Annotated in this window: 22 protein-coding genes; 7 read left to right on the top strand and 15 right to left on the bottom strand. The window is 40.8% G+C overall.

Annotated features, from left to right (window positions below):
• Window positions 1–34 precede the first annotated feature (34 nt).
• Window positions 35–2287: a retron Eco8 family effector endonuclease gene (locus ABFX35_RS20620; protein WP_346082699.1), complete on the top strand. Its 2253-nt coding sequence runs from the start codon at window positions 35–37 to the stop codon at window positions 2285–2287.
• A gap of 119 nt (window positions 2288–2406) precedes the next feature.
• The gene (locus ABFX35_RS20615; protein WP_022651761.1) at window positions 2407–3531 is read left to right on the top strand and encodes a reverse transcriptase domain-containing protein; all 1125 of its coding nucleotides are present in this window, start codon (window positions 2407–2409) and stop codon (window positions 3529–3531) included.
• A 128-nt stretch (window positions 3532–3659) separates the two neighbouring features.
• On the opposite strand, the gene ABFX35_RS20610 is transcribed toward ABFX35_RS20615, so the two are convergent.
• Entirely contained in the window at window positions 3660–4181 is a 522-nt protein-coding gene (locus ABFX35_RS20610; RefSeq protein WP_063437547.1) for a helix-turn-helix domain-containing protein, read from the bottom strand.
• 909 nt (window positions 4182–5090) lie between these two features.
• Here ABFX35_RS20610 and ABFX35_RS20605 point away from each other — a divergent pair.
• Window positions 5091–5516, top strand: a complete 426-nt coding sequence (locus tag ABFX35_RS20605) for a hypothetical protein (protein WP_063437548.1) — start codon at window positions 5091–5093, stop codon at window positions 5514–5516.
• A 119-nt stretch (window positions 5517–5635) separates the two neighbouring features.
• On the opposite strand, the gene ABFX35_RS20600 is transcribed toward ABFX35_RS20605, so the two are convergent.
• The 7 genes from ABFX35_RS20600 to ABFX35_RS20570 form a co-directional block, all read right to left on the bottom strand.
• A complete protein-coding gene (locus tag ABFX35_RS20600) occupies window positions 5636–5956 on the bottom strand; it encodes a hypothetical protein (RefSeq protein ID WP_001525471.1) in 321 nt (106 codons plus the stop codon).
• Window positions 5957–5982: 26 nt separating this feature from the next.
• Window positions 5983–6369, bottom strand: a complete 387-nt coding sequence (bamE, locus tag ABFX35_RS20595; protein WP_048260260.1) for an outer membrane protein assembly factor BamE domain-containing protein — start codon at window positions 6367–6369, stop codon at window positions 5983–5985.
• Between the two features lie 36 nt (window positions 6370–6405).
• Complete coding sequence (locus ABFX35_RS20590; RefSeq protein ID WP_346082698.1) at window positions 6406–6684, bottom strand: hypothetical protein; 279 nt, start codon at window positions 6682–6684, stop codon at window positions 6406–6408.
• A gap of 179 nt (window positions 6685–6863) precedes the next feature.
• Window positions 6864–8063 (bottom strand): relaxase/mobilization nuclease domain-containing protein, encoded by a 1200-nt coding sequence (locus ABFX35_RS20585; RefSeq protein ID WP_063437550.1) that lies wholly within the window; start codon window positions 8061–8063, stop codon window positions 6864–6866.
• Window positions 8032–8469, bottom strand: a complete 438-nt coding sequence (locus ABFX35_RS20580) for an ATP-binding protein (RefSeq protein WP_074164079.1) — start codon at window positions 8467–8469, stop codon at window positions 8032–8034. The genes ABFX35_RS20585 and ABFX35_RS20580 overlap by 32 nt, the downstream gene beginning before the upstream one ends.
• Before the next feature lie 313 nt (window positions 8470–8782).
• Window positions 8783–9220 carry a hypothetical protein gene (locus ABFX35_RS20575; protein WP_346082696.1) on the bottom strand — a complete coding sequence of 146 codons (438 nt, stop codon included), beginning with the start codon at window positions 9218–9220 and terminating at the stop codon, window positions 8783–8785.
• 342 nt (window positions 9221–9562) lie between these two features.
• Window positions 9563–10027, bottom strand: coding sequence for a hypothetical protein (locus ABFX35_RS20570; RefSeq protein WP_074164080.1), 465 nt, complete (start codon window positions 10025–10027; stop codon window positions 9563–9565).
• A 341-nt stretch (window positions 10028–10368) separates the two neighbouring features.
• On the opposite strand from ABFX35_RS20570, the gene ABFX35_RS20565 reads away from it, so the two are divergent.
• Complete coding sequence (locus tag ABFX35_RS20565) at window positions 10369–11007, top strand: hypothetical protein (RefSeq protein WP_223413264.1); 639 nt, start codon at window positions 10369–10371, stop codon at window positions 11005–11007.
• Window positions 11008–11088: 81 nt separating this feature from the next.
• On the opposite strand, the gene ABFX35_RS20560 is transcribed toward ABFX35_RS20565, so the two are convergent.
• The 6 genes from ABFX35_RS20560 to ABFX35_RS20535 form a co-directional block, all read right to left on the bottom strand.
• Window positions 11089–11568, bottom strand: coding sequence for a hypothetical protein (locus ABFX35_RS20560; RefSeq protein WP_063437552.1), 480 nt, complete (start codon window positions 11566–11568; stop codon window positions 11089–11091).
• A 1364-nt stretch (window positions 11569–12932) separates the two neighbouring features.
• Window positions 12933–14438, bottom strand: coding sequence for an aldehyde dehydrogenase family protein (locus ABFX35_RS20555; protein WP_346082694.1), 1506 nt, complete (start codon window positions 14436–14438; stop codon window positions 12933–12935).
• Window positions 14419–15528, bottom strand: coding sequence for an ABC transporter ATP-binding protein (locus ABFX35_RS20550; RefSeq protein WP_346082692.1), 1110 nt, complete (start codon window positions 15526–15528; stop codon window positions 14419–14421). The genes ABFX35_RS20555 and ABFX35_RS20550 overlap by 20 nt, the downstream gene beginning before the upstream one ends.
• Complete coding sequence (locus ABFX35_RS20545) at window positions 15528–16313, bottom strand: ABC transporter permease (protein ID WP_279024867.1); 786 nt, start codon at window positions 16311–16313, stop codon at window positions 15528–15530. The genes ABFX35_RS20550 and ABFX35_RS20545 overlap by 1 nt, the downstream gene beginning before the upstream one ends.
• A complete protein-coding gene (locus tag ABFX35_RS20540; RefSeq protein ID WP_279024869.1) occupies window positions 16310–17176 on the bottom strand; it encodes an ABC transporter permease in 867 nt (288 codons plus the stop codon). The genes ABFX35_RS20545 and ABFX35_RS20540 overlap by 4 nt, the downstream gene beginning before the upstream one ends.
• Window positions 17177–17245: 69 nt before the next feature.
• The gene (locus ABFX35_RS20535; RefSeq protein ID WP_346082691.1) at window positions 17246–18316 is read right to left on the bottom strand and encodes an extracellular solute-binding protein; all 1071 of its coding nucleotides are present in this window, start codon (window positions 18314–18316) and stop codon (window positions 17246–17248) included.
• 185 nt (window positions 18317–18501) lie between these two features.
• On the opposite strand from ABFX35_RS20535, the gene ABFX35_RS20530 reads away from it, so the two are divergent.
• Both ABFX35_RS20530 and ABFX35_RS20525 read left to right on the top strand, forming a co-directional pair.
• Complete coding sequence (locus ABFX35_RS20530) at window positions 18502–19773, top strand: NAD(P)/FAD-dependent oxidoreductase (RefSeq protein ID WP_346082690.1); 1272 nt, start codon at window positions 18502–18504, stop codon at window positions 19771–19773.
• 63 nt (window positions 19774–19836) lie between these two features.
• Window positions 19837–20469, top strand: coding sequence for a helix-turn-helix domain-containing protein (locus ABFX35_RS20525; RefSeq protein WP_279024873.1), 633 nt, complete (start codon window positions 19837–19839; stop codon window positions 20467–20469).
• Window positions 20470–20636: 167 nt separating this feature from the next.
• On the opposite strand, the gene ABFX35_RS20520 is transcribed toward ABFX35_RS20525, so the two are convergent.
• Window positions 20637–21560, bottom strand: coding sequence for a LysR family transcriptional regulator (locus ABFX35_RS20520; protein ID WP_279024875.1), 924 nt, complete (start codon window positions 21558–21560; stop codon window positions 20637–20639).
• Between the two features lie 80 nt (window positions 21561–21640).
• On the opposite strand from ABFX35_RS20520, the gene aptA reads away from it, so the two are divergent.
• On the top strand, window positions 21641–22972 hold the full coding sequence (gene aptA / locus ABFX35_RS20515; RefSeq protein WP_279024877.1) for an omega-aminotransferase AptA: 1332 nt from the start codon (window positions 21641–21643) through the stop codon (window positions 22970–22972).
• The last annotated feature ends 67 nt before the right edge of the window (window positions 22973–23039 follow it).

Genomic DNA, 23039 nt, shown 5'->3' with positions numbered 1-23039 from the left:
TTAAGTCTTATCAAATAATTAATGGGAGATAGGAATGACAATTGAAAGTATAAGAGTGAAAAATTTACTTTCCTTTGATGATGTCATATTAAGAGACTTTCGAGATATAAACTGTATTATTGGAAGGAATAATGTTGGTAAATCAAATTTGCTAAAGGTCATACGATATTTCTACGCAAAGTTGGAGAATAAAAAAGTAATACCATTAGATTTCCATACTAACTATAATGCGGTAGGTGAAATTACTTTCACCTTTGACACAACCAGAATAAAAAAAATTGTAACCAGTAGGAAAAACAATGGTAGGTTTCATAAACACATATACAATACATTGTTTAAATCCTCCAGTGTAAAGCTTAATTTTGAAGAGTTGATAGCTCGAAAAAACAGCACAAATAAAAGTTTTTTCTCGCTGACATTAACTATTTGTAAAGACGATAGTGTGATGTGGTCTGTAGATGATCCGAAGGTTCGTTCCCTCTTGGCTACCTTATATCCTTTTCTATATATAGAGACAAGGCATATTGATTTATATGATTGGAATCCAATTTGGAAGCTAATCAGTAATCTCAATTCATTTAACTTTGATGATGTAGATCACGAGGAATTAGTTAATTTTCTTGATGAAAAGATATCGAGTAGAAAAGGGGATTATAAAAAATATATTGATCGTGTTGTCTCTGTTATTGACACAAAACCTTATACATATAAAGAAAAAGTTATCAATTATATTAAGGTTGCTATAAAGGGAGATTCATTCGTCAATGCGGGGGAAGAGTTATTTACACAGTCTGATGGGACAAATTCTAATAAGTTTTTAGAAACATTGCTTCATCTTCTTATAACATTAACCAGAACAGAGTTTATTAGTCCAATAGTTTACATCGATGAGCCTGAAGTTGGCTTACATCCTAAGCTCGCAGAAAGCTTTGTTTCGAATTTAAACAAAATATACTCTAAATTTAAGAAAACAAGTGAGTTAAGTGGCCCTGGTAGATATAAAACGCCATATCCAAATATTTTTTATAGTACGCATTCTCCAAGTATATTAAAACAAACAATAAAATTATTTGGGAAAGATCAGCAAGTTCTACATTTTTCTAAGAAAAAAGATGGATCTACGCGAGTTAATAAAATTAATTCAACCTATTCTGACGAGAGATTTTTAAATATATTCAGCGATAATGAGGCCCGGTTATTTTTTAGTGAATACATTGTATTCGTTGAGGGAGCGACTGAACTCGAATTGTTTAGAAATTTATCTCTTTTGAATTTATATCCGTCATTTAGTTTGGCAGATATCTACGATGCCAATGAAGTTATACTTGCTAATATCAATCCCGGCTATTCAAAAGCTTCAATTCCATTTGTAATTATTAAAGATATAGATACTTTAATAGATTATAGTATCAAGACGGAGGAATTTTCTCTTCGTCCTTTATTTGAAAAAATGATTAAAGAACTGACAAAGGAGTTCGATTACTATGACACCGGATTTGGTAGGGTTCGGAAGGAGATCGATTTATTTTCAGATATCCAGTCCTCAACAAAAAAACATATTGATTCAGGTTTGTTCTTTAAAAGATTCAGCCTCCATAATTTAAGTTCGAGAATAAATAAAGTTAGCAGAAAATTAAATCGCTACTTCATGACAACGACTATTGAAGGTGCTCTAATTAATGAGCAGTCTTTACCTTACTTTTTCAATTGGATTGGAGATGTTATTTTAACACAAATGACGATAAATAATCCGAATCCTGATAAGTTTATTGAGGCGATGCGGAGAAGATACAATATAAAATCTCAGGTTGTTCCATTATTTAAAAGTGTTTTTTGTATAGGTCTAAATCATCCGGTTTATTCATCGGCAGTTGATAAGCAAGCATTAAGAATAAAATTATCGTTTCTTAATTACTTGAAAAGAAAAGTATATAGTGATTTTAATAACGAGAAGGAAATTGTTCTGGCTTTACGTCTGGCTTTTGGAGGCAAGACCGAAACCCAGTATACTTTAGATAAATTGAGAAAAGATGGTGAAGCAGAGTCGTTCCGTGAAAAGATTAAAAATTATAAAAATAATGAACTATTTTTCTTAGAGCCCCAAATGACCAAGACATCAGGATGGGTTACTACATTCTTAAACTATACGATTGAAAAAATCACAAGCGAAGAAAGTGATGATGATAGGATTCGACAAAAACTAAGCTTTATTTTCCCAGAGATTATTAGTATAATCGAACAAGCTTCTTCTTCGATAGAAGCTGAGGAGTCCAGTTTGACTGGATAAGGTGTTCGCCATCTCTAGCCTCAGTAAAAACTAGCTCATCCTTTGCGCACTTGGCGCCATAGGTAACTTTAATACTCACAGAGTGTAAAGATTGGTCTTGGTATCGGAGAAGAAGCTTTATGAAGACGAAAAAGATGATATTAGTTGATAAAGTTTTTTATGAGAAGATTTTATCTGTTGAATCATTTAAAGAAAATATAATAACCCAAAGTGCGATACCGAAAATATCAAATAAAGAAGTGCGTCTTATTTCTTCGGGTTCAAAAATATTTTATGCAATTAACAATACATCTCCGCACTCCCACGTCCAGCTAAGATTAAATAGATTTTTTCTATCCCATATTCCTCTCAACTCTGCGGCCAAAGCTTTCGTAAGAGGAGGTAGCTATCTAAAATATCTTGAGCCACATATATACGGTAGCTCCTATTGTAGATTGGATATATCTTCTTTTTTCAACAATATTTCATTTGACGACGTCAAACAAAGCTTGTCTCCTTATATTAAAGATGAGTACCTTATAGGTACCGAGCAAAAATTAATTGATGCAATTCTAAATTCAGTAGGATATGAGTCGCCGATACGTAAAGATAAAGGAATGATCATTCCAATGGGATTTCGAACATCTCCAGCAATTTCTAATATTGTGTTTAGAAAAATGGATTTACTTATACAGGATTTCTGTGCCAAAAAAGGTGTAATCTATAGTAGATATGCTGATGATATGTTATTTTCTAACCCAAGAGAAAGCAAGTTATTAATGTCAGATTACTTTATTGATGAGATATCGTCACTTCTTTCAATAATGGGTTTTAATATCAATCAGTCGAAATATATCTCAAGGGAAAAGGAAATATCTATTAACGGCTATGTCATAGAAAATAAGGGAGGGAACGGTTCAATTGGTACTATCAGATTATCTAAGTCAAAATTGAATACCGTTCTAAAAGTTACTCATGCTTTAGCTCAGAATATTCCTTACAAAAACATTTGCAATAAATACATTAAAGTCAGATTAAAAGAAAAAAATATAAAATATGAGAGTAAAAAAGATGAGTTTGAAAAGAAATATTATAGAGATCAATTGATAAATTATTTAGGTGGTTATAGGTCATATCTCATAAGCTTGGTGAAATTTCATTCTGAATATAAATGTGTTAATAGTGATTTTATCATTCAAATTAATGGTATTCTGAATGATATTCAAAATCACATACAGAAAATTAAAAACAATCGACGCCTATAAATAATAATTAATTCGCTTCTTATATGCCAATTTCATTAACTGATAGTTAATGAAATTGGTTTATTAAGTGCTGCGGTGCGAGATTTAGCAACTATTTAATACTCCTAACATTGTTCAGTCTTTCGTTTCTAATTTGTTTTTCTTGTTTTTTTTATGCAATATAAATTAAATGCGTTAGTAAAGACGTCAGTCTCCGCTTTTGAATTTTTAAATTTATTCATTTGGTCCTCATTAAATTTATGAGGGATCCCTTTAACGCATAAATTTGAGTTCAAATAAACATGATCGTCTTCTGTATTGCGAATTAGAATTCTCTTTTCAAATAACTCTTTGAATGCTCTCGAAACATTAGATTTTTGTAGTCCTAAATCTTTTGCTACCCTCGATTGAGAGAAGTTAACAAGAATATTTCCATAATCAATAATTGAAAAAAGATAAATAATTATTCGAAAAGAAGTTGGTGTTAGCTTCATTTTTGCCAGGGTGCCGATATTTGTTTTAAAGATCATGGAAAAATCATCTTTAAACGAGGTTTTCCTTTTATTACTGGCTTTAATTCTAAGTTCTTCTAAATCGTCTAATGATACGTCTAATGCTTCTGCAATTGCGGATTTTTGTTCTCTGGTTAGAATAACATTTGTATTTATCATATTATCTCCTTTTGTTGTTTATCTGATAATATATATTGCATATTTTATTTAATTGTCAAATTTTTATTCATAAAAAACAAATTATTTTATCTATATTGATATATGGAGTGTTAAATTAAATACTATGGGTGGTAGATTTAATGTTTCAGGTTATAAAATAAATAAATTTACTTCATGGAAGTCATTACCGCTCATCTGATTTAATATTATGATTAACTTAGTTTTATTTTATTTTTCTTTAGCAAGATAAAAGATAAATAAAGAAATAAGAAACCATAGCATTACAATACTAATTTGATCTGCCATATCGTCTTGCTTAATTCAATATCGAATATATCCTTATGTTTATGCGTATAATGTAATGAAGTCTGCGCAACTTCAGTGTTGCGTCATTGGACTTCGGTTATCATTATTTTTTTTGGACTAAATGTAAATAATTACACTATATACAGATATCTGGAATTAAATGAATGAACAAGGTTGTCGCAGAAGAGCTAAGATATCAGAATAACTGAAAATCATTGTATTACATGATTATAAAAATCGGCTTACGCCGAAAACCTCTGGAAATTTTTTTTTACTTCAGCGAGTGAGTGCTTTGTGCACTCAGCGGTGCTGCAAGAAAGTCCGTAGCAAAGTATAAATTAATATCTTCGTATCAGTATATGGGGCGTAAGCCAGTGCGAAGCACTTTGTTATAAATATCCGTAGAAGGTTTTTTATTAATTGGTTTTAAATTCGATTAAAGGAAAATTGTTATTTAACTTACATATATTATTGTTTTTTTTCCAAAAAGTAAGATGATAATTATTTCTAATTGGTAATTATATAATAATATTTTGTTTTAGGTGTTGATTTTTTATGTTGGCATGATAGTACTTGATTATAAAATTAAAAAAGGATCAAACTATGTGTAATAATATAACCCTTTCACAGGAAGAAAAATTTATCCAGTTGATTGATAAATATATCACTCAGCATCGTGATGATGCTATTAATGCTATGTTTTACCGAAAGCTGTATGTACTTTTCGTCGGATATCACCTTAAATATTATTACTCACGTAAGCAATACTGCAACTCGTGTTTTCACGTGGATAATATTATGCAGATGTTCACAGGTGTAGTTTCATCACTCAGGGCTAATGTGCTAATAAAGCTCAACAACAGACATACGATGCTTTATTGCTTGAATGGGCTTGTGGATTATATTTCTGGTAACCTCATGGAGGTTGAACAACTCTATGCAGATTTGCTGGCACAGTATGAAAGGAAGAGCATTTCACATTCATTGAATTACGTACCGCCACCTTTAGGTGGCAGGAAAAGGCTATGAGGATAAGGCAATGTGCTTTATGCACACCATTCAGTTCGTGGCACGGTGGGATATGTGGGTAAGAAAAAGCAGGAGTTGGTTATCCAGGATCCTGCCTGAGGGGATAATTTTCTGGAATTTTACTTATCTACGACCTGCCAGCCATCATCCGTTTTGACCATTGTGACAGCTGCGGTGGCCTTGTCGTTATTGACAACAACCGTCACATTACATTTATAGCTTTTATCCGATACTTTCACACAGTCATGCTTTTTGACTGATTTTAATTCCCGCAGTGCGTCTTTTGGGACATCTTTACCGGCTATGGATGTGACGATGGCATTCGTCTGCTCCACGACCTTATTCATTGCATTATAAAGTTCTTGCTCGGAGGGCTCATTATTACAGCCACTCAGTAAAAAAATTGAGGCAATGAGTGTAGTAATTGCATATGTTTTCATAAAATAATTCCAGACGGTAGAGTGCGTTATTGAATAAGACCGGTTTTCATCTTGCTGTTATTTTCTGAGAACGTCCACTTTCTGACCGTTTCGTCTTTAAATTCGATTTCGAGTCTTTTTGCCTGTGTCTGTGAACCACCCGTCAGTAATCCAACGATCGGGATGAATGTGGTGGCGTCAAACTGATTGTTATTCATAAAGTAAGTCCATTCTTCATTACCGTTATCAAGAGTGGTTCTTGTATCTGGCTCGCCCAGGAGGGCGGTGATTTCTGATTTCGTTGTCTTATTTTTAGTAATTTGCGACTGTAGACTTTGTGATGTTTCGTTTTTGAGATGTTGATTGCCTGATGTTGAGCAACCAGAAGTAAAGGAAACGGAAATAAAAAATACAGAAGCAATAAGTCTGTTCATAAGTTCTCTCATTTTAATGTTTTATGCAGTGCAGAATTAATTTCGTTGAATAAAAAAAACTCTGCTTGCATATGTCTTTTTAATTATACAAATAAGAATAATGATGCTGGCAAAAAACGTAATGACTGAAACAGAAGTGCTATCGGTCAATGAAAATACTAACCATGCGAGACCGAAGGCCACGAATTGAAACAGGAAGGCCACACTGAGCGGACTTTCACCATAGGCCACTTTTGCATGGCATCCGGTGCATATTTTTACGCCGTGGGGACTTTCTTTAAAACAAAAGGGGCACTGAACAGTTTGCTTACTCATTGCAACTCCCTGACCTGATTTAAGGCGATGTCTTTTTGAGCATTTTCAATGAATGAACTGCTTTAGTAAAATTGCTTGTACCGATCGATGGATTCTTGTTGATAGTTTTTATCTATCGCAATTGAATTATCGATCTATATAAACGATCAATAATTTCTTGACTAAATTGTAAAAATAAACTATTTGAAATGTGGTTTGTAGTTGGATCCTTTGCTAACCAATTGTTCTGAATGTATTTCATCGCCAGGTTCAGGAGAGGAGGCAAGTAAGTGAAGATGATAGATTTGTCTAAAGGGACGAGCGGTCGCATACAACAGAGAACTACCCAACTGTCTGAGCAGTTGTATGAATCTGCTAAGAAATGGAAGCCACACCCGGAGGTGGGATTGGTGTTGTCTGGATATCTGATGGGCCGTAAAGCGTAGTTTTTGGTTCAACTGGATGGTATGGGCAAGTTCATTCTCCCTTTCATTTCTGACTTGTTCGTCGAGTTGCAGTAGTTTATCGAGAATAGTTTCTCTGCTGGGATGTTGTGCTTCTGGCTCTCTACAAGGAGCAGGAGCAAATTTAGATCCTGTATTAAGTAGTTTTACATGTCCAGGCGAGTAATCAATAAGTGTCTGAATATTTGACCAGGCATACCTTTTCCCAAGCTGTGAAGCCTTGAAGGCAATCCCCTGAAATTCAAATGAAAAACCATTCATTTTGCCCGTCGAAGCAATGTTGGGCTGGCAGGTTACACCCACTTGTTCCAGTTGCTGAATGAACGATAACAAATCTGGGCGATTGGCTAACACATTATCGATGCAAGTTTGCAAAGCGGCTTTTGGGCAGGGAGTTGCCGTTCGTTCAGAGAGCATCTTTTCGTTGCGCGAAAGCTTCTTTATGCTCTGAGATCGTCGGTTTAAAGTAGTCGCTGTTTCTGTGAGACCATATACTCTTTCAATCTCACTGATAATACGAGTGCTGATAAGGTTCTCATTTTTTCCAAGATACAACTTTCCATCAGTAATATCGATACGACTCGCAATAATGTGAATATGCTGTCCCGCCTCATCATTATGAAGAACATAGCAACGAAGATGGGTATCAGCAAAACCCATACGAGACATATAATCGTCGGCTACGGTTGCCCACTGTGCTTCTGACAATTTTTCTCCATGCGGTAAGCGAAGAGAGTTGTGCCATACCGGTTTTTTGATATCAGGTCGTAAAATTTTTGTTTGCCCAAACTCGCGGATAAGGTCAACGATATGGTTACCAGCCATATTGCCACCAATAACCCTGGGATCTGTTTTATGGTGTGAAGCCGGTTCAAGTGCATAGACAACTACTCCGGTAAATTGCTTACCTCTCTTGATTTTCTGCATACCTTTCATTTGTATTACTCCAAAAAGTTGAGGAAAGTAGAAGAGTGCGAAGTGTCTGCACCTGCCGTTTGATTACATGCATTTCTGTCAGGGTTGGATCGCTGTCAGGACTTTTACCATCGAGGTAGGTCAGGAGGCGATTTAAATCTTGTGAAAGGCGACCAAGCTCTACCCATGCACTTTTATTAATCTCTGGTAATACCAAAGGAAGTTTATTCAGCGAAGCCATCCTGAGCCATTCTCCTTTTTTATAGGAACCTCTTTTTTCTTCTAGAATAGATAATTCATTTTCATTTAATCTGACACTTACACAGTATGATCTGATTTCATTCTCTGGTAACCGTTCAGTATGAAATTTTCCCCTTCTCGATGTTTTTGTTAAATCTGGCTGCTGTTTTTGAGAATTATAATGCATAGAAATACCTAAGTTTTAATTGTGTCATGAATCATATATAAAAGATAATAATAAAACGTCAAGTGTATAATCGTGAAAAAAACAAACACCGGATAAAGGAGTGTCTTAAAATAATTTAAGATTTACCCGGTTTAGCTTTAGATATTTAGTCTTGAGTCTGTTATGGATATTTCACATTGAATTCATGTTTCTAATATACCTCTATTACCTATACTGTATGCTTTTGAACCGTTTAGGTAACCTGGATTTAGTTGTAATGATCTTTATTATTTTTCTTATTGATTTGGTTTTTTTCATTATTGCTTATCCCCTGTTATGCTATTTTTCTATAAATATTGTTATTAAATTGATATTCTTTTATCCCTAATACTTCGTCATAGATTCGTGAAAAGGTAAACCATGATATTTCTTTTTGTTGTCGCTTTTTGTCCAAATAAATAACATTGCAACCACGAAAGGAGAGTGATTTCCAGAAAACAACTGAATTAATTTTTTTAAGAAACAGTATGAAATCTTTGATCGTTTCTTTCTTGGTCATGCCATAAGAGAAGTGAGTGTAAATTGAAAATATAGTTAAAATGTTTCTCTCCGTAATCATATGACGAGAGAAATAGGTAAGATAGAAATCATGGTCATAAGTGTAGCTTTTGCAGAAGCTTGAAAAATGTGGGTTGTATAATCTATAAAGATCTACATTTTTGTGCGTTTTAGAAAGATAACTTGTGAAGGTTGAGTAGTTTTGTTTTTTCATTTTTATTCTCCTTTATTGTTTTTGTTAAAGAGAATATATATTAAGAAATAAATAAAATTCAAATTTATTTTTATGTATTAGGGTGTAAATATTTTTTCACCCTTTATTTAATGGTCAACTGATTGTTTTTATTTTGAAAAATGAATTTATAAAAACACTATTGTGTTAATTATTAAAAATGGGATTTTAAATATATAATGATTAGGATTGGTGATAAGTAAATATATAGTAAAGGTCATCATGTATTTTTTGTATTCTTGCTTTGTTATGAAACTGCACTGATTATTCATGTAAAAACAAATGGTTATTATTATCAGTGCAATATTACATTCAGTACATGATCTATGTATTGTACTCTACTATTATTTCTTGAGTAATACTTATTAGAGGTACATTACCTTTATAACCAGTTTCAACCCAGGGAACTACACGTTCCGACCATGCTTTTTCTTTTTTCCACATAGTCCACGGAATTAATTTGTCGTATTCATTTTCATTAAGTAATAAAATGGATATTGAATCATTATGATTAAGAATTTGTGTAGGAAAACATTTATATGCGTGTTGTTCCCAGTGTTGAGTATTAATACATCTGTAATCGAAGAAAGAGACACAACCTTTCAGCCTAAAAAAACCGTTCGCAGTGTTTCCAAATTCAGAATGATGTAGCAGATGAGAGTTTGGAACTAAAGCACCTGTTTCTTTAATGCTCGACATATTAGAAGTCGGGGTGACATGGAACACCTTACCTGAAACAATTGGTAGGATGTCATTAGAGTAATCAATTTTGAGCTTAAATTTTTTCATACTGACTATTATCGTTATAAAGCATTGACGATTTTATTTATTTCAATATGTCGTAAAATTTAAAAAAATTCTGTGATAATGATCATTAAATAGAGATGTTTTCTTTAAATGTTTAACAGATTGATACAATAACAAGGCGTGTGGTGAATTTTAAATATATCCAGATATGTTGGTTCTACTGATACATAGAACATCAATTATTGTCTGTCATATTTTGATATTAATTTAATTAAAGAAATAGATTTAATAGTGTATACTTAGAATTATTTTTATTGAAGTGTCTCTTTGAGAAAGTTCTGCACTGGCTTTTTCACAGATGTGAAAAAATTATAGAGGGTAAAATGATAAAGATTGCTGGCAAAAGAACTGTTTCTGATTGGGAAAGTTTATCAGGAAGTTTAGTCGGTGAGTTTTCTGAAAGTAATTGGGGCGAAGCTCTTCATTTTTTTGAAGATAGAATTAATGAACGTTATCTCAATCCTATTGAGAATATAAGAGGCGTTGGTGGGCATAATAATTTACGTGGAGCAGGTTTTGCCATTTGTACGTTGCTTTGTGCTTTAATTGAAAATCTGGAAACTTTTCATAGAGGTATAAATTTTAAGAGCTCACAACCGGGCGAATATGAATATGGAAATGGTTGTAGTAAAAAATTATTTACGGCTTTTTTAAAAACAAAAGCACCATTTAAATGTTTTTTTGAAAACGATCCTGATTTGGCTGACAGTTTTTATATTGGTGTGCGTTGTTCATTGTTGCATGATGCTTCTACTTGTGATGGTTGGGTAATAAATATTGAGGAACATGAAATTATCATTGTCAGAGATGGTAAAAAAATACTTCATCGGTCATTGTTTATGGCTGGTATAATTCAGTACATTAATGAATATAAGACATTATTAATGCAACCTGAAAATGATGAGCTTCGTAGTGCTTTTATTAGAAAGTTTGATGGGATTTGTAAAGCAGCAAAAATTTAAAATAAAATTTTATACTAGGGCACAGCAATATCTCGTGACAAGTTATTGCTGTGTTTGTAGGGGGTATGTTATAGCTATAATTTATTCACTTCGATGATATAGGATAATTGCTATAACATCTGCTAATATCTTCTGGTGTGATTTTTCCATATCGTCAAAATGAAATTGGTGCCGATTTATTGCTGCTCTGATTCTTCCTGCAATTGAAAGACAGAGATTCTTTTGATCCTCATCACTAAATCCACCTTGTTCAAGTATGCTCACATATTCCATGCCACGCCAGAATTTTCCAGATTTAAAAATTGGCCAACGCAAGTATTGTTTGCAGTATTCTGCGAGTTCGTCTTCATTATCATGGTAGGACTTCGGTGGTTGAAGTAAGCTTAGTTCAGTAAGCAGTTCATTAATAATTTCAGCATAGCTATCTTCTTCTTGTTCAAACTTTTCTTCTTTTTTATCCCAAGTAAGCTCCCAGTTACTCTTTATATGGCTAAGTTGGCGAGTTACCATATGATCGAAAATATCACTAGAGCTAAAAAAACTTATAATTCTTCTATCCATATTTCCTCAGGCAATAAACAGATAATGTTTATATATTATATGTGGAATTTATATTTATTGTAAATGTATAGTGCAAAAGATTTAATATTTTTGTTTCCTCTTTTCCAACCAAAGGGCGGAAAAGCAAGGCCAACCCGAAGAAGCATACGCAGTAGCTTCGTAAGGTTAGCCCTTGCTTATCTTATAATTGGCATTACTTATTAAAGAACAATAAGATCTTCGCTTGCACAAGCGAAGCTATAATATAAATCTGGCGATTAATTATTATAAAAGTATTTAACCAAAACCTATTGACATAAATAAAAAATAAGTTATTTATTAAGTATGCCATAAATAAAAGAGTTTTTATGTCATACGTCTCCTGCACCATGTGCAGTTAATATACTACTTGCCCTATATATGGGGATATTGGAAAGGTTACTTTGTTTTTGAAGTAGCCTTTCGTCCTTCAAGGCTCACCATCGCTTTTTGCTCCTACCGAAGCCAGCCGAATTGAAGAACCTTTTCTATCTGAAACGACTTCGAACACCCGGTTAAAGTCCAAAAAAATGTATCCCATACGTAGACCAAAGAAAGATATACTATAATTACTGTATATTTTTCATTATGTTAGGTTTGTTACTCAGATACTGCTGCATCATTGGCGTGTGGGCGGTGAAGTCCTTGTCAATAGACTCTTTCATATTGATTTTACTCGTTTTATAGGTCTTCTATGTACTCGGGCGGCTCGTTGTAACCCCCCTGGAAACTCAAATGAACCCAAAAATTTGTATTCCATAGCTATCCCAACGATGCACTGAAATAGACATGTGGACTGCGGGTATACATTTGGACCAACGCATGAACATGACACTCAATCAGCCGATTCTAATCAATAAGTTATCTATACCCAAAACAATTCTAGCCGCAGAAAAAAACGCTAACGGCGTGGCTGAACGGGCTGGTAAGGCTTGCTACTTAAATGATGACGGCCAAACCGCATTTTGGCCGCGATGGGCAAGCCGTTGCCGCCTGGAGCGAAAGCCGTATCTTATCACTGATAATCACTGCGATTCACCCGCAGCTTTAGCACACCGGCCCGCGTGACCCCAGGCCTTTATCTTCCTCATGGCGGGTTGCTGCCGGGAACGCCGTGTTAATGGAAGAAATGCGCCGTCTGAGATTATCAAATCAATCATGGCTAAGGTGTCGGATTGTGCCGATATTGTGTATGTATGCGATGCCGCCCGCATGATGGCCAGACGAAGTTACCCAAGTGACGTTGATATTGTTGCACCGGCCAACGGGGTGGCCTATCGGATGGCAAGCGCGCCGTCGGTAAACCCTTCGGCGCAGGTAAGCTGACTGGCCAGTTGCCTGATGTCTTAATCCCAGCCGCAGATGCCTTTGATTTCGGTGTAGTCATGAATGCCCCAATCTGCATACTCACGACCATTCCCAGACTGCTTATAGCCGCCAAAGGGGGCGAAAAGATCCCAATCCGGTCCGTTTAAATAGATAGAGCCGGCGCGAATACGTTTGGCCACATTGCGCGCCCGGCTGTTATCGCCTGACCAAATGTATGCGGCGAGCCCATACAACGTATCATTGGCGATATCAATCGCCTGGTCTTCATCGCGATAAGGCATGATTGACAACACTGGCCCGAAGATTTCTTCACGCGCGATAGCCATTTCTTGGCTGACATTGCCGAAAATAGTCGGTTTGACGAAATAGCCATGAGTTATGCCATCAGGCTTGCCCAACCCACCGGTGACTAAAACAGCGCCTTCATCAATACCCGATTGAATAAGCCGCTGGACCTTTGCAAACTGCTGAGCAGAAATCAACGGGCCCATCGTTGTTGCCTCGTCACGGGGATCGCCGACAATGATCTTTTCGGCAATGATTTTCGCCATAGCTAGCACTTCTTGATGGCGCTCGGCGGGAACCAACATACGGGTCGGTGCATCGCAGGATTGCCCGGTGTTGTTCATGGCGGCAATCACACCGCTACCGATCGCCTTTTCGAAATCGGCGTCTGGCAACACGATATTGGGGGATTTGCCCCCCAGTTCTTGCGTCACTCTTTTTACTGTATCAGCGGCCGTTTGGGCGACGTTTATCCCTGCGCGCGTCGAGCCGGTAAAACTCATCATATCAATATCCGGGTGCGCCGCCATTTTTTGGCCGACTTCCGGCCCCGTACCGTTAATCAGGTTGAAGACGCCTTTCGGCACGCCCGCTGCTTCAATAATTTCAGCAAATAAAATGGCGCTCAATGGCGCAATCTCTGAAGGCTTGAGGACCACCGTACAGCCGGCCACCAAAGCCGGCGCGACTTTGCACACTATTTGATTCATCGGCCAATTCCAGGGAGTAATCAGGCCGCAGACGCCAATGGGTTCGCGGATAACCAACGTTGAACCGCGCTTTGACTGCCATTCAAATGTTTCCGCCGCCTTAATGGTGGCTTCAAGGTGCCCTCTGCCCGCATAGGCTTGCGCATCGCGCGCCCATGAAATCGGCGCGCCCATTTCGCGGCTTATGGTTTGGGCCATGAGCTCATATTTTTCGTTATATATCGTGAGCACCCGTTTCAGCACGGCAATGCGTTCCTCAACAGGAACGCCAGCCCAGGCAGGAAAAGCATTGCGGGCGGCTTTCACCGCACGATCGACATCTTCCTCGCTGCCAACGGCAATTTGCGCAAATTGGCGTTCAGTAGAGGGATCAATGACATCCATCATGGCAGGAACGGCGGGGTCTACCCAGGCGCCATCTATGAAGAATTTCTGCGTGTGACGCATATCGGTTTCCTTATGGTGCAGTTTTATTTCGATGAGAATAAAGGCCGTGCTGAATTCTTGGTTATCCGTTCGCTTTATCATCAGAGAGCAGCGTCCCACTACATGAGCTCCAAATCACTTCAACCTGCTCATCTAATGAAAAAGCGTCACCGTCGTTGGACATACGGGCCGTAACAATCGTGCCGTTAGTAAGTGAAACCTGATACTTAACCACATTGCCAAGATAAATCTTCTCGCAGATTTGGCCCGACAGGCGGTTTTTATTTTCATCAGCCCCGCTTGCCCGTGGGCGTTGCACCATGATTTCTTCTGGGCGTAAGAGAATACACTGTGCCTTTGTGCCTGAAGGCAAACAATCAATAGTGACATATTCATCTTCGGCTATTTGTATCTCGGTTTTATCCCCGACGATACGATGTGGGCCACGTAACACGGAGCTTTCACCGATGAACTCACCGACGAATAACGTTTTTGGATATTTATACAGTTCTTCCCCAGTTCCTATCTGCTCAACGCGCCCTTTGTTGAAAACGGCTATTCTGTCAGACAGTACCAGCGCTTCTTCCTGGTCGTGTGTCACAAAAATAAAGGTGCTGCCCAATTCGCGGTGAATACGTCTGATTTCGAGCTGTAATGATTCCCGCAGCTTTTTGTCTAATGCGCCGAGCGGTTCATCCATCAGTAACAGCGCGGGTGAAAATACCATCGCCCTGGCAAGGGCCACGCGTTGTTGTTGCCCTCCTGACAGCTCTTCGGGGTAGCGATTGGAAAACGAATTTAGCTCGACTTTCTCTAATACCTCGGCGACCAACCGTTCGCGTTCGCGTTTCGCTATTTTCCGCCGTTGTAATGGGTATGCGACATTCGCGGCGACCGTCATATGTGGAAACAGCGCATAGTTCTGAAAAACCACGCCCATGTTTCTTTTGTGCGCCGGCTCTTTATCGATTTCGTATCCATTATAGAGAATCGATCCACTATCGTTATCGATAAACCCTGCGATAATGTTCAGCGTCGTTGTCTTGCCAGATCCTGAAGGCCCAAGGAAAGAGATAAATTCACCGGCCTTTATCTTGAGTGACACATTATCTAACGCAGTAAATCCACTATAAAATTTGCTAATGTTACAAATTTCGACCTCTGCGCCTTTCGTGGCAGCTTTATTCAACATTATTTTTTCCTCTTTAACGAAGAGAGAAGGCCAATACCGATGAGAAGCGTCGTCACCGCAAAGGTTATCGAGCCTATCGCTGCGATAGTAGGATCGGTATCCCGTGTTATTGATGAATAAATTTTTACGGGTAGCGTCGTTACCTGTGGGCTGGATATAAATAATGAGATGACTATTTCGTTAAATGAGGTCACAAAAGAGAATAATATTCCTGACAGTATCCCGGGTAACGTGAGCGGAATGGTGACGGTTAATAGTGTGGTTATCTTGGATGCCCCAAGACTGGCTGCCGCCGTTTCCAGCCGGTTATCGAATACGGCCAAATTCGCACTCACTGAGATAACAACAAATGGTAATGCTAAAAGCGTATGGGCCAGAATGAATCCCGTATAAGTGCCGATCAGGTGATATTTGAGATAGATTGCATATATGCCAATGGCCAGCACGACGCCAGGCATGACTATCGGTGTGAGCAAGATAACCTTTAACATACCGCCAAATTTATTTTTAAGGTGTTCAATCCCCAGGGCTGCAAACGAACCAAGAAGAGTAGCCAGAATGGAGACGATCACCGCAACCTGCAGGGACGTAATCAGGCTATCCTTCCAGCTCTGGCTCTCGAAAATATTTTGGTACCACCGCCATGAAAATCCCCTGGGTGGAAATACCAGCGATTGTTGCTCGCTAAATGAGATCGGGATGATGACTAACGTCGGCGCAATCAACCACAATGAAATTAAAATGCAAACCAGCCCCAGTGAAATGCGTAAAAAAAGCTTCATCATTTATCCTCGTTTACACTCTTTCGTTTGCGACGCATAAATGGCGTCACCGCGAGCAAACATCCGAAAGTGAGAATAAGTAATACCACGCTCATGGCGCCGCCATGCCCCCAATTGAGCAGGGAGGAAATTTGTTGTTGAACAAGCGTTGAGAGTAGCGTGCTCGTCGGGCCACCAAGGAGTAACGGTGTAATATAGAAACCTGTCGCCAGTATGAAAACGATGGTTGCTCCCGAAAAAACGCCTGGCAACGATAAGGGCAAATAGATTTTAAAAAAGCTGACCAGTGGCGAAGCGCCTAAACTGCATGAAGCCTTGATCAAATCTAAGTTTATGCCGCGCATAACGGAATACAACGGCATGATCATAAATGGCAGCAGTATTTGAACCATGCCAATCATCACCCCGGTTTGTGTTCTGATTAACCTTACCTTTTCAAAACCAAAATACTCAAGGATGCTATTAAAGACGCCTGAATTTTGTAAGATGATAATCCAGGCGAAAGTCCGTACGATATCCGATGCCCATAAAGGAACCAGGGTACAAAGAATGAGCAGAATACGGTATTTGGGTTTGAGCACCGACATGGCGTAAGCATAAGGATAAGCAATCACGGTGCATAGCACGGTGACGATTAAAGCCACCTTAAAGGTACGTATTAAAACGGTGACGTTTATACTGGTATTAAAAAACCATAAGTAATTTTGAAAGCCCGTGGTAGGTAGCGTGAAACTCTGATAGATTATTGTGAAAATAGGTATAAGTAAAACCAATGATAAAAGTGCTAACGCCGGGGTCGTCATCAGAAACGCTCTAAATTTCCTCCGTTCTTCAGGCGTAGCACGGGAGCTAAAGACATTACCCATAGTTATTACCTATAGAAGTTAGTGGCTACCATAACACGAAAATAAGCTCACGTTTTGGCGTGATGGCGATCAATTACCCGTGATGAATTCGGCCCATTTATCCGTTAATTCCTGGTTGTGATCCACCCAATAAGGGATATTCGGCTGGTATGCATCTTTTTGCTTTTCAGGGGTATTGGTTAACCATTGGCTGATTAAACTATCCACTTTGGGTTGAGAGTTAATATTGATGGGCGAATAGGATGTGGCCTCTGTCATGATTTCTTGTTGCCTTTTTCCCAGGTAATCATTAATCAGAGCATATGCAGCATCCAGGTTTTTTGTGCCGACGGGGATAGTCAGCTGATCTTTCACCACGACCCAATCTTTCCAAACGGGCGCGTAATCAGCGCCATTACGTACTGCTGCCATTCCGCGCCCGGACCAGACCATGATCATATCGGCCTCTGCCGATTCAATAAGCTGCTGGGATTGTGCTCCCGTTTGCCAAAGAATCAAGTCGCCGGAATCACGAATTGCCCGATACTTATTTAACGCGCGATTTATATCGGCAGGGAACAGTTTATCTTTTGCCACGCCATCGTTTAATAATGCGAGTTCAATAACATAGCCTTCTGCATCACCATATCCCGGGATTGCACGTGTGCCGGGGAAGGCTTTTACATCAAAGAAGTCGTGCCAGCTGGTTGGCGGGTGGTCTTTATACTTCGCTTTGTTATACATCAGCACCACGCCGTAGTTCATCGCCGGAACGCTGCATGGCCCAACTTGGTCTTTTGGTATATTCGAGGTATCAATACGGCTGAGATCTAACTTTTGAAACACCGTGCCGCAGTAAACGTACGGCATGCTGTCCCCAGTATCGACCACATCCCACTGCACGTTGCCTGACTCAACCTGCGCTTTCACCTTTGCGAGTTCGGTAGGGCCATCCGAATAGAATTTGACCCCAGATTTTTTCACAAAACTATCCAGCGCTTTCACCTGACCGTCTTGGTAGACGCCGCCATAGGAAGCAAACGTCACGGTCTTACCCTTGAGGGAATCACTGGGGGTTTCACCCGCAACCGGCGTTTGGGCCAGGGCCGGCGCTACGTGAAACAATGTGGCGATAAAGGACATTTTTATAATATTTTTCATGCTATTACATTTCCTCTGACGGTTGTTAAAGCGAAGCTATACAATGTCGATGACTTTAAATAAATGCACTAAAATATATTGATATGTAAAAAAATCTGTGTAAATTTTTAGCGCAGATAATTTTATCCGTCAAGCCTTGTTGTTACATTGTTGTGTCTTTGCGTGAAAAAGGTGAGGGACATGTAATGAAAAATCTTTATAAGAAAACCGCCCGGCTGCAAATATCCGCTCCGGTGCTGGCCAATGAAAGGCGAGCCGATGTCGTCATTATCGGCGGGGGATACAGCGGGTTATCGGCTGCGTTACATCTGGCGCAGGGAGGCATGGCGCCCGTGGTGCTGGAGGCGGCTGAAATCGGCCATGGCGGTTCCGGGCGTAACGGCGGCCAGGTCAATCCAGGGTTAAAGCTGCTTCCCGATGAGCTGGTGGCGCATTTTGGTCAACAACAAGGTGAGAAACTTAACCGGCTGTCTTCTGATGCACCTAAGCTGGTATTTGATTTGATCAAGCGTTATCAGATTGACTGTTCCCCAAGCAATACCGGGACAATACGTGCGGCAATAGATCAAAAAGGGCTGAAGCAGGTTAATGCTCTGGTGGAGCAGGCGAGCCAGCGCGGATGGCCGGTGCGTTTTGCTGACCAAAACGAAATGGCTCAACTGACAGGCACCCACATTTATATTGGCGGCGCAGTTGACGCTCGCGGCGGGCATCTTAATCCGTTGGCGTATGTGAGAGGGCTTGCCTTGGCGGCACAACAGGCCGGCGCGGCGTTACATGAAAATAGCCGCGCTATATCCATCCGGCGTGAAAATGATCGGTGGCATGTGGCGACGGCCCAGGGGAAAGTGATTGCGCCGGAAGTCATTATTTGTACCGATGGCTATTCGGATAATTTATGGCCCGGTATGCGTAAATCCTTAGTCCCGGTTTATACGTATATTGCGGCAACGGATCCATTGCCTGAAACCATCAAAAGCAAAATCATGCCGTGTAAATCTGCGCTTTATGAAGCGGCATGGGATGTTATTTATTATCGGGTTGATGATGAAGGCCGGGTGTTAATGGGGGGCCGCGGCCCACAACGCGACGACAAAGGCGCGAAGGATTATCAGCATCTGATCGATTATGCGATCAAGCTTTGGCCTGAGTTGAAGGGGATAAATTTCCCATGGGCATGGCAGGGCCAGGTTGCCATTACCAAAGACCACTTGCCTCATTTAGTTGAGCCGGAGCCGGGTGTCCGATTGGTGTTTGGTTATAATGGCCGAGGGGTTGCGATGTCTACGATGGTAGGCAAAATTGTCGCGGATCTGATTCTTTCTCATGGCACCTCTGATAACCCCTTTACTATTGACAAAAACTTATCACAATATGCATTCCATGATTTTTGGCGCGTTGGCGCAACCGGAAGCATGATGTGGAATATCATGCTGGATGGGATTAAAGGCAGATAACCTTATTTATGCGTAGGTCTGCCGGCACGTTTTAAACATGATTGTTATGAGCGGGTATTGGTAATGTTTATAGATGAACGACTTAATTTAAAAACTATGCGCACATCTGCGAATGTTGTTCACGATGGAAAAACGTCTGATTTAGGAACCCGCCTGCGTTTACGGCGCAAAGTCAAACGCATGACGCTTGCGAGCGTGGCAGAAAGTGCAGGGATTTCTACCGCCTTGTTAAGCCAAATCGAGCGCGGCAACGCGACAATCTCTATTGATAAGCTGGTGCTGCTCTGTAAAGCGTTAGAGATGCCGCTGAGCTGGTTACTCGATCCGGTTTACAACGAAGCGTCTGCCGATGAAGAAAGCCGTTACATCCTGAGAAAAGAAGCGCAGCGGCATATTAGTTTTAGCGATAATGGCATTGAAAAAGACATGCTCACGCCGGATAGCATGACGCAGTTGCAAATGATGCGGATTGTATTATCGCCAGACGGCACGACAGGCGAACATCCCTATAATGAGTCTGAAGGAACGAAATGTGGGCTGGTGCTGCGCGGCATATTAGGCATTGAAATCGATGGCAATACGTTTACCGTGAATGCAGGTGATTCATTTTTCTTTAGTGCGAAATCGCTTATAAGGTTTTGGGCCGAGGGCGTTGAAACCGAGTTGTTTTGGGTGACTAACCCTGCGTTCTATTAATTATCGGGGTATATCCGCCATCTTCAAATGGCATATGCGGCTTGGTGACTCGGTGCCCATTCCCGGTGAGGTGCTGCCAGCCAGGCTCAACGCTGCTGCGGCAAATTTTTCCCTCCTGCCGTTAATAGCTGGAGCCGGTTTTCCGCGTTTTTCTCCTGTCGCTCGCATCATTGATCGTTTAGCGAAGCCAGAAAAAGTTCCAATATTGAATTCGGCCTGCGCCCTTTGCGGGTAACTACTGAAATTTCTGATTTTGCACACATTACCTCTGGCATAATGGCGCGCATCATTCCTTTTTCCTCCCAGTAGGCGGCGTAATGATCGGGTAATAAGCCAACATATCTGCCGGTCAGTATCAAAAAAGCGATGCCTTCCCGATCAGAGGCCGTTGCGCTACCGTTAAAGTGTTGAAGCATCTCTATAATATCCGCTGTCATGCGGTAAGTGGGGATGACGGCGTCATACATCCGAAGTTCGTTGTTATCCGGTGTATGGTTGTAGTGGAATAGCGGGTGCTTTGCACTGCAATAGAGAAAGGATATTTCATCATATAGCTTGCTGTAATCAAGGCCGGAAACGGGGGCCGATTTAGGTAGCGCGCCTACGTGCAGCCTTCCATCCATAAGGCCGCGTTCGATTTCTGAGGCTGTACTCATGCTGAGGTTTATACGAATTCCCGGGCCATGCTTGCTGAGTATTTCAAGCGCATTGGTGATCCGCATGATGGGCTGCGTCACCAGGTTATTAATAATCCCAATATTGAATTCGCCGCGTAGGTTTTTATGCATCTCATTGACTTGCTGGCGAAAGCTTTCAATTGACACCATCATGGTCTCGCTAAGTTTGAGAATCTCTCTTCCTTCATCGGTTAGCGAAAACCCGGCTCTCCCGCGCTGGCACAGGCGCATCCCCAGTCGCTTTTCAAGGTCGCTCATGTGCAGGCTGATTGCAGAGCGAGTAATGCCCAGCAGACTTTCGGCGGACGAGAAACTCCCGCATTCGGCGACGGTTTTAAAGATACGCAGCAATTTGATATCGAAATCGCTTATTTGGCCCAGCGCTTTGTTTCGCATATAGGTGAGTAAATCCAAACCTAATCATTCGATAATATGGATTTATCTCAACTGACTTTTGATTGCAAACTCTTCTAACATCTGTTGGGAGAATGATCATGGCTAAAGACCTAGACACGGCTTCACTTAATCTTAAAGCGCATTGGATGCCGTTCAGCGCTAACCGCAATTTCCATCGTGATCCGCGCTTCATCGTTGCCGCGCAGGGGCATTGGCTCACCGATGATAAAGGCCGCCAGATCTATGACAGCCTTTCCGGTTTGTGGACCTGTGGCGCCGGGCACACCCGCAGCGAGATTCAAACCGCCGTGGCAAACCAGCTCGGCACGCTTGATTATTCGCCGGGGTTTCAATATGGCCATGCGCTGTCATTTAAGCTGGCAGAAAAAATTGCGCAGTTGATGCCGGGCGATCTCAACCACGTTTTCTTTACCGGCTCCGGTTCCGAATCTACAGATACCGCTGTCAAAATGGCCCGCGCTTACTGGCGTGTCAAAGGCCAGCCGGCCAAAACCAAACTGATTGGCCGCGCCCGTGGTTATCACGGCGTGAATATTGCCGGTACCAGCCTGGGCGGCATTGGCGGTAATCGGAAAATGTTTGGGCAGTTTATGGATGTGGATCACTTACCGCATACATTGCAAGCCGGCCAGACATTCACTCAGGGCATGGCTGAAACCGGCGGAGCCGAACTCGCCAATGAGATGCTTAAACTTATTGAGCTGCACGATGCTTCCAATATTGCCGCCCTCATCGTTGAGCCGCTGTCTGGTTCTGCGGGCGCAATCATTCCGCCGAAGGGATATCTGCAACGTTTGCGTGAAATCTGTGACGAGCACGATATCTTGCTCATTTTTGATGAAGTGATTACCGGCTTTGGCCGCATGGGGCGTTGGAGTGGGGCGGAGTTCTTTGGTGTCACCCCGGATATCCTCAACTTCGCCAAGCAAATTACCAATGGTGCGATCCCGCTTGGCGGCGTTGTTGCAAGCAGCAAGATTTATGAAACCTTTATGTCCCAGCCGTTACCAGAGCATGCGGTTGAGTTTCCACATGGCTACACCTACTCTGCGCACCCGGTAGCCTGTGCTGCGGGCCTGGCGACGCTGGAACTGATGGAAAAGGAGAACCTTATCGCCCAGTCTGCGGCGCTGGCGCCACATTTTGCCACCGCGCTGCATGCGTTGCGCGGTTGTCCACATGTGATTGATATTCGCAACTGTGGCCTTGTTGGGGCCATTCAGCTTGCTGCGCGGGAAGGGGATGCAACGGTAAGGCCATTTGATGCGGGCATCGCGCTGTGGAAAGCCGGATTTTATGTTCGCTTTGGCGGCGACACCCTGCAATTTGGCCCGATGTTTAATAGCCAGGCAGCCGAACTGGATCGTTTGTTTGATGCCGTCGGCGAAACACTGCACCACATCAGTTAAAGAACGCTCGCTAGCATCGTGCCCCGCACGGTTGATGGGCACGATGCTGATGTATTGCCCTTCCTTT

The sequence above is a fragment of the Gibbsiella dentisursi genome (assembly GCF_039539505.1).
Classification (GTDB): domain Bacteria; phylum Pseudomonadota; class Gammaproteobacteria; order Enterobacterales; family Enterobacteriaceae; genus Gibbsiella; species Gibbsiella quercinecans.
This window is presented reverse-complemented; position numbering and strand designations above follow the sequence as displayed.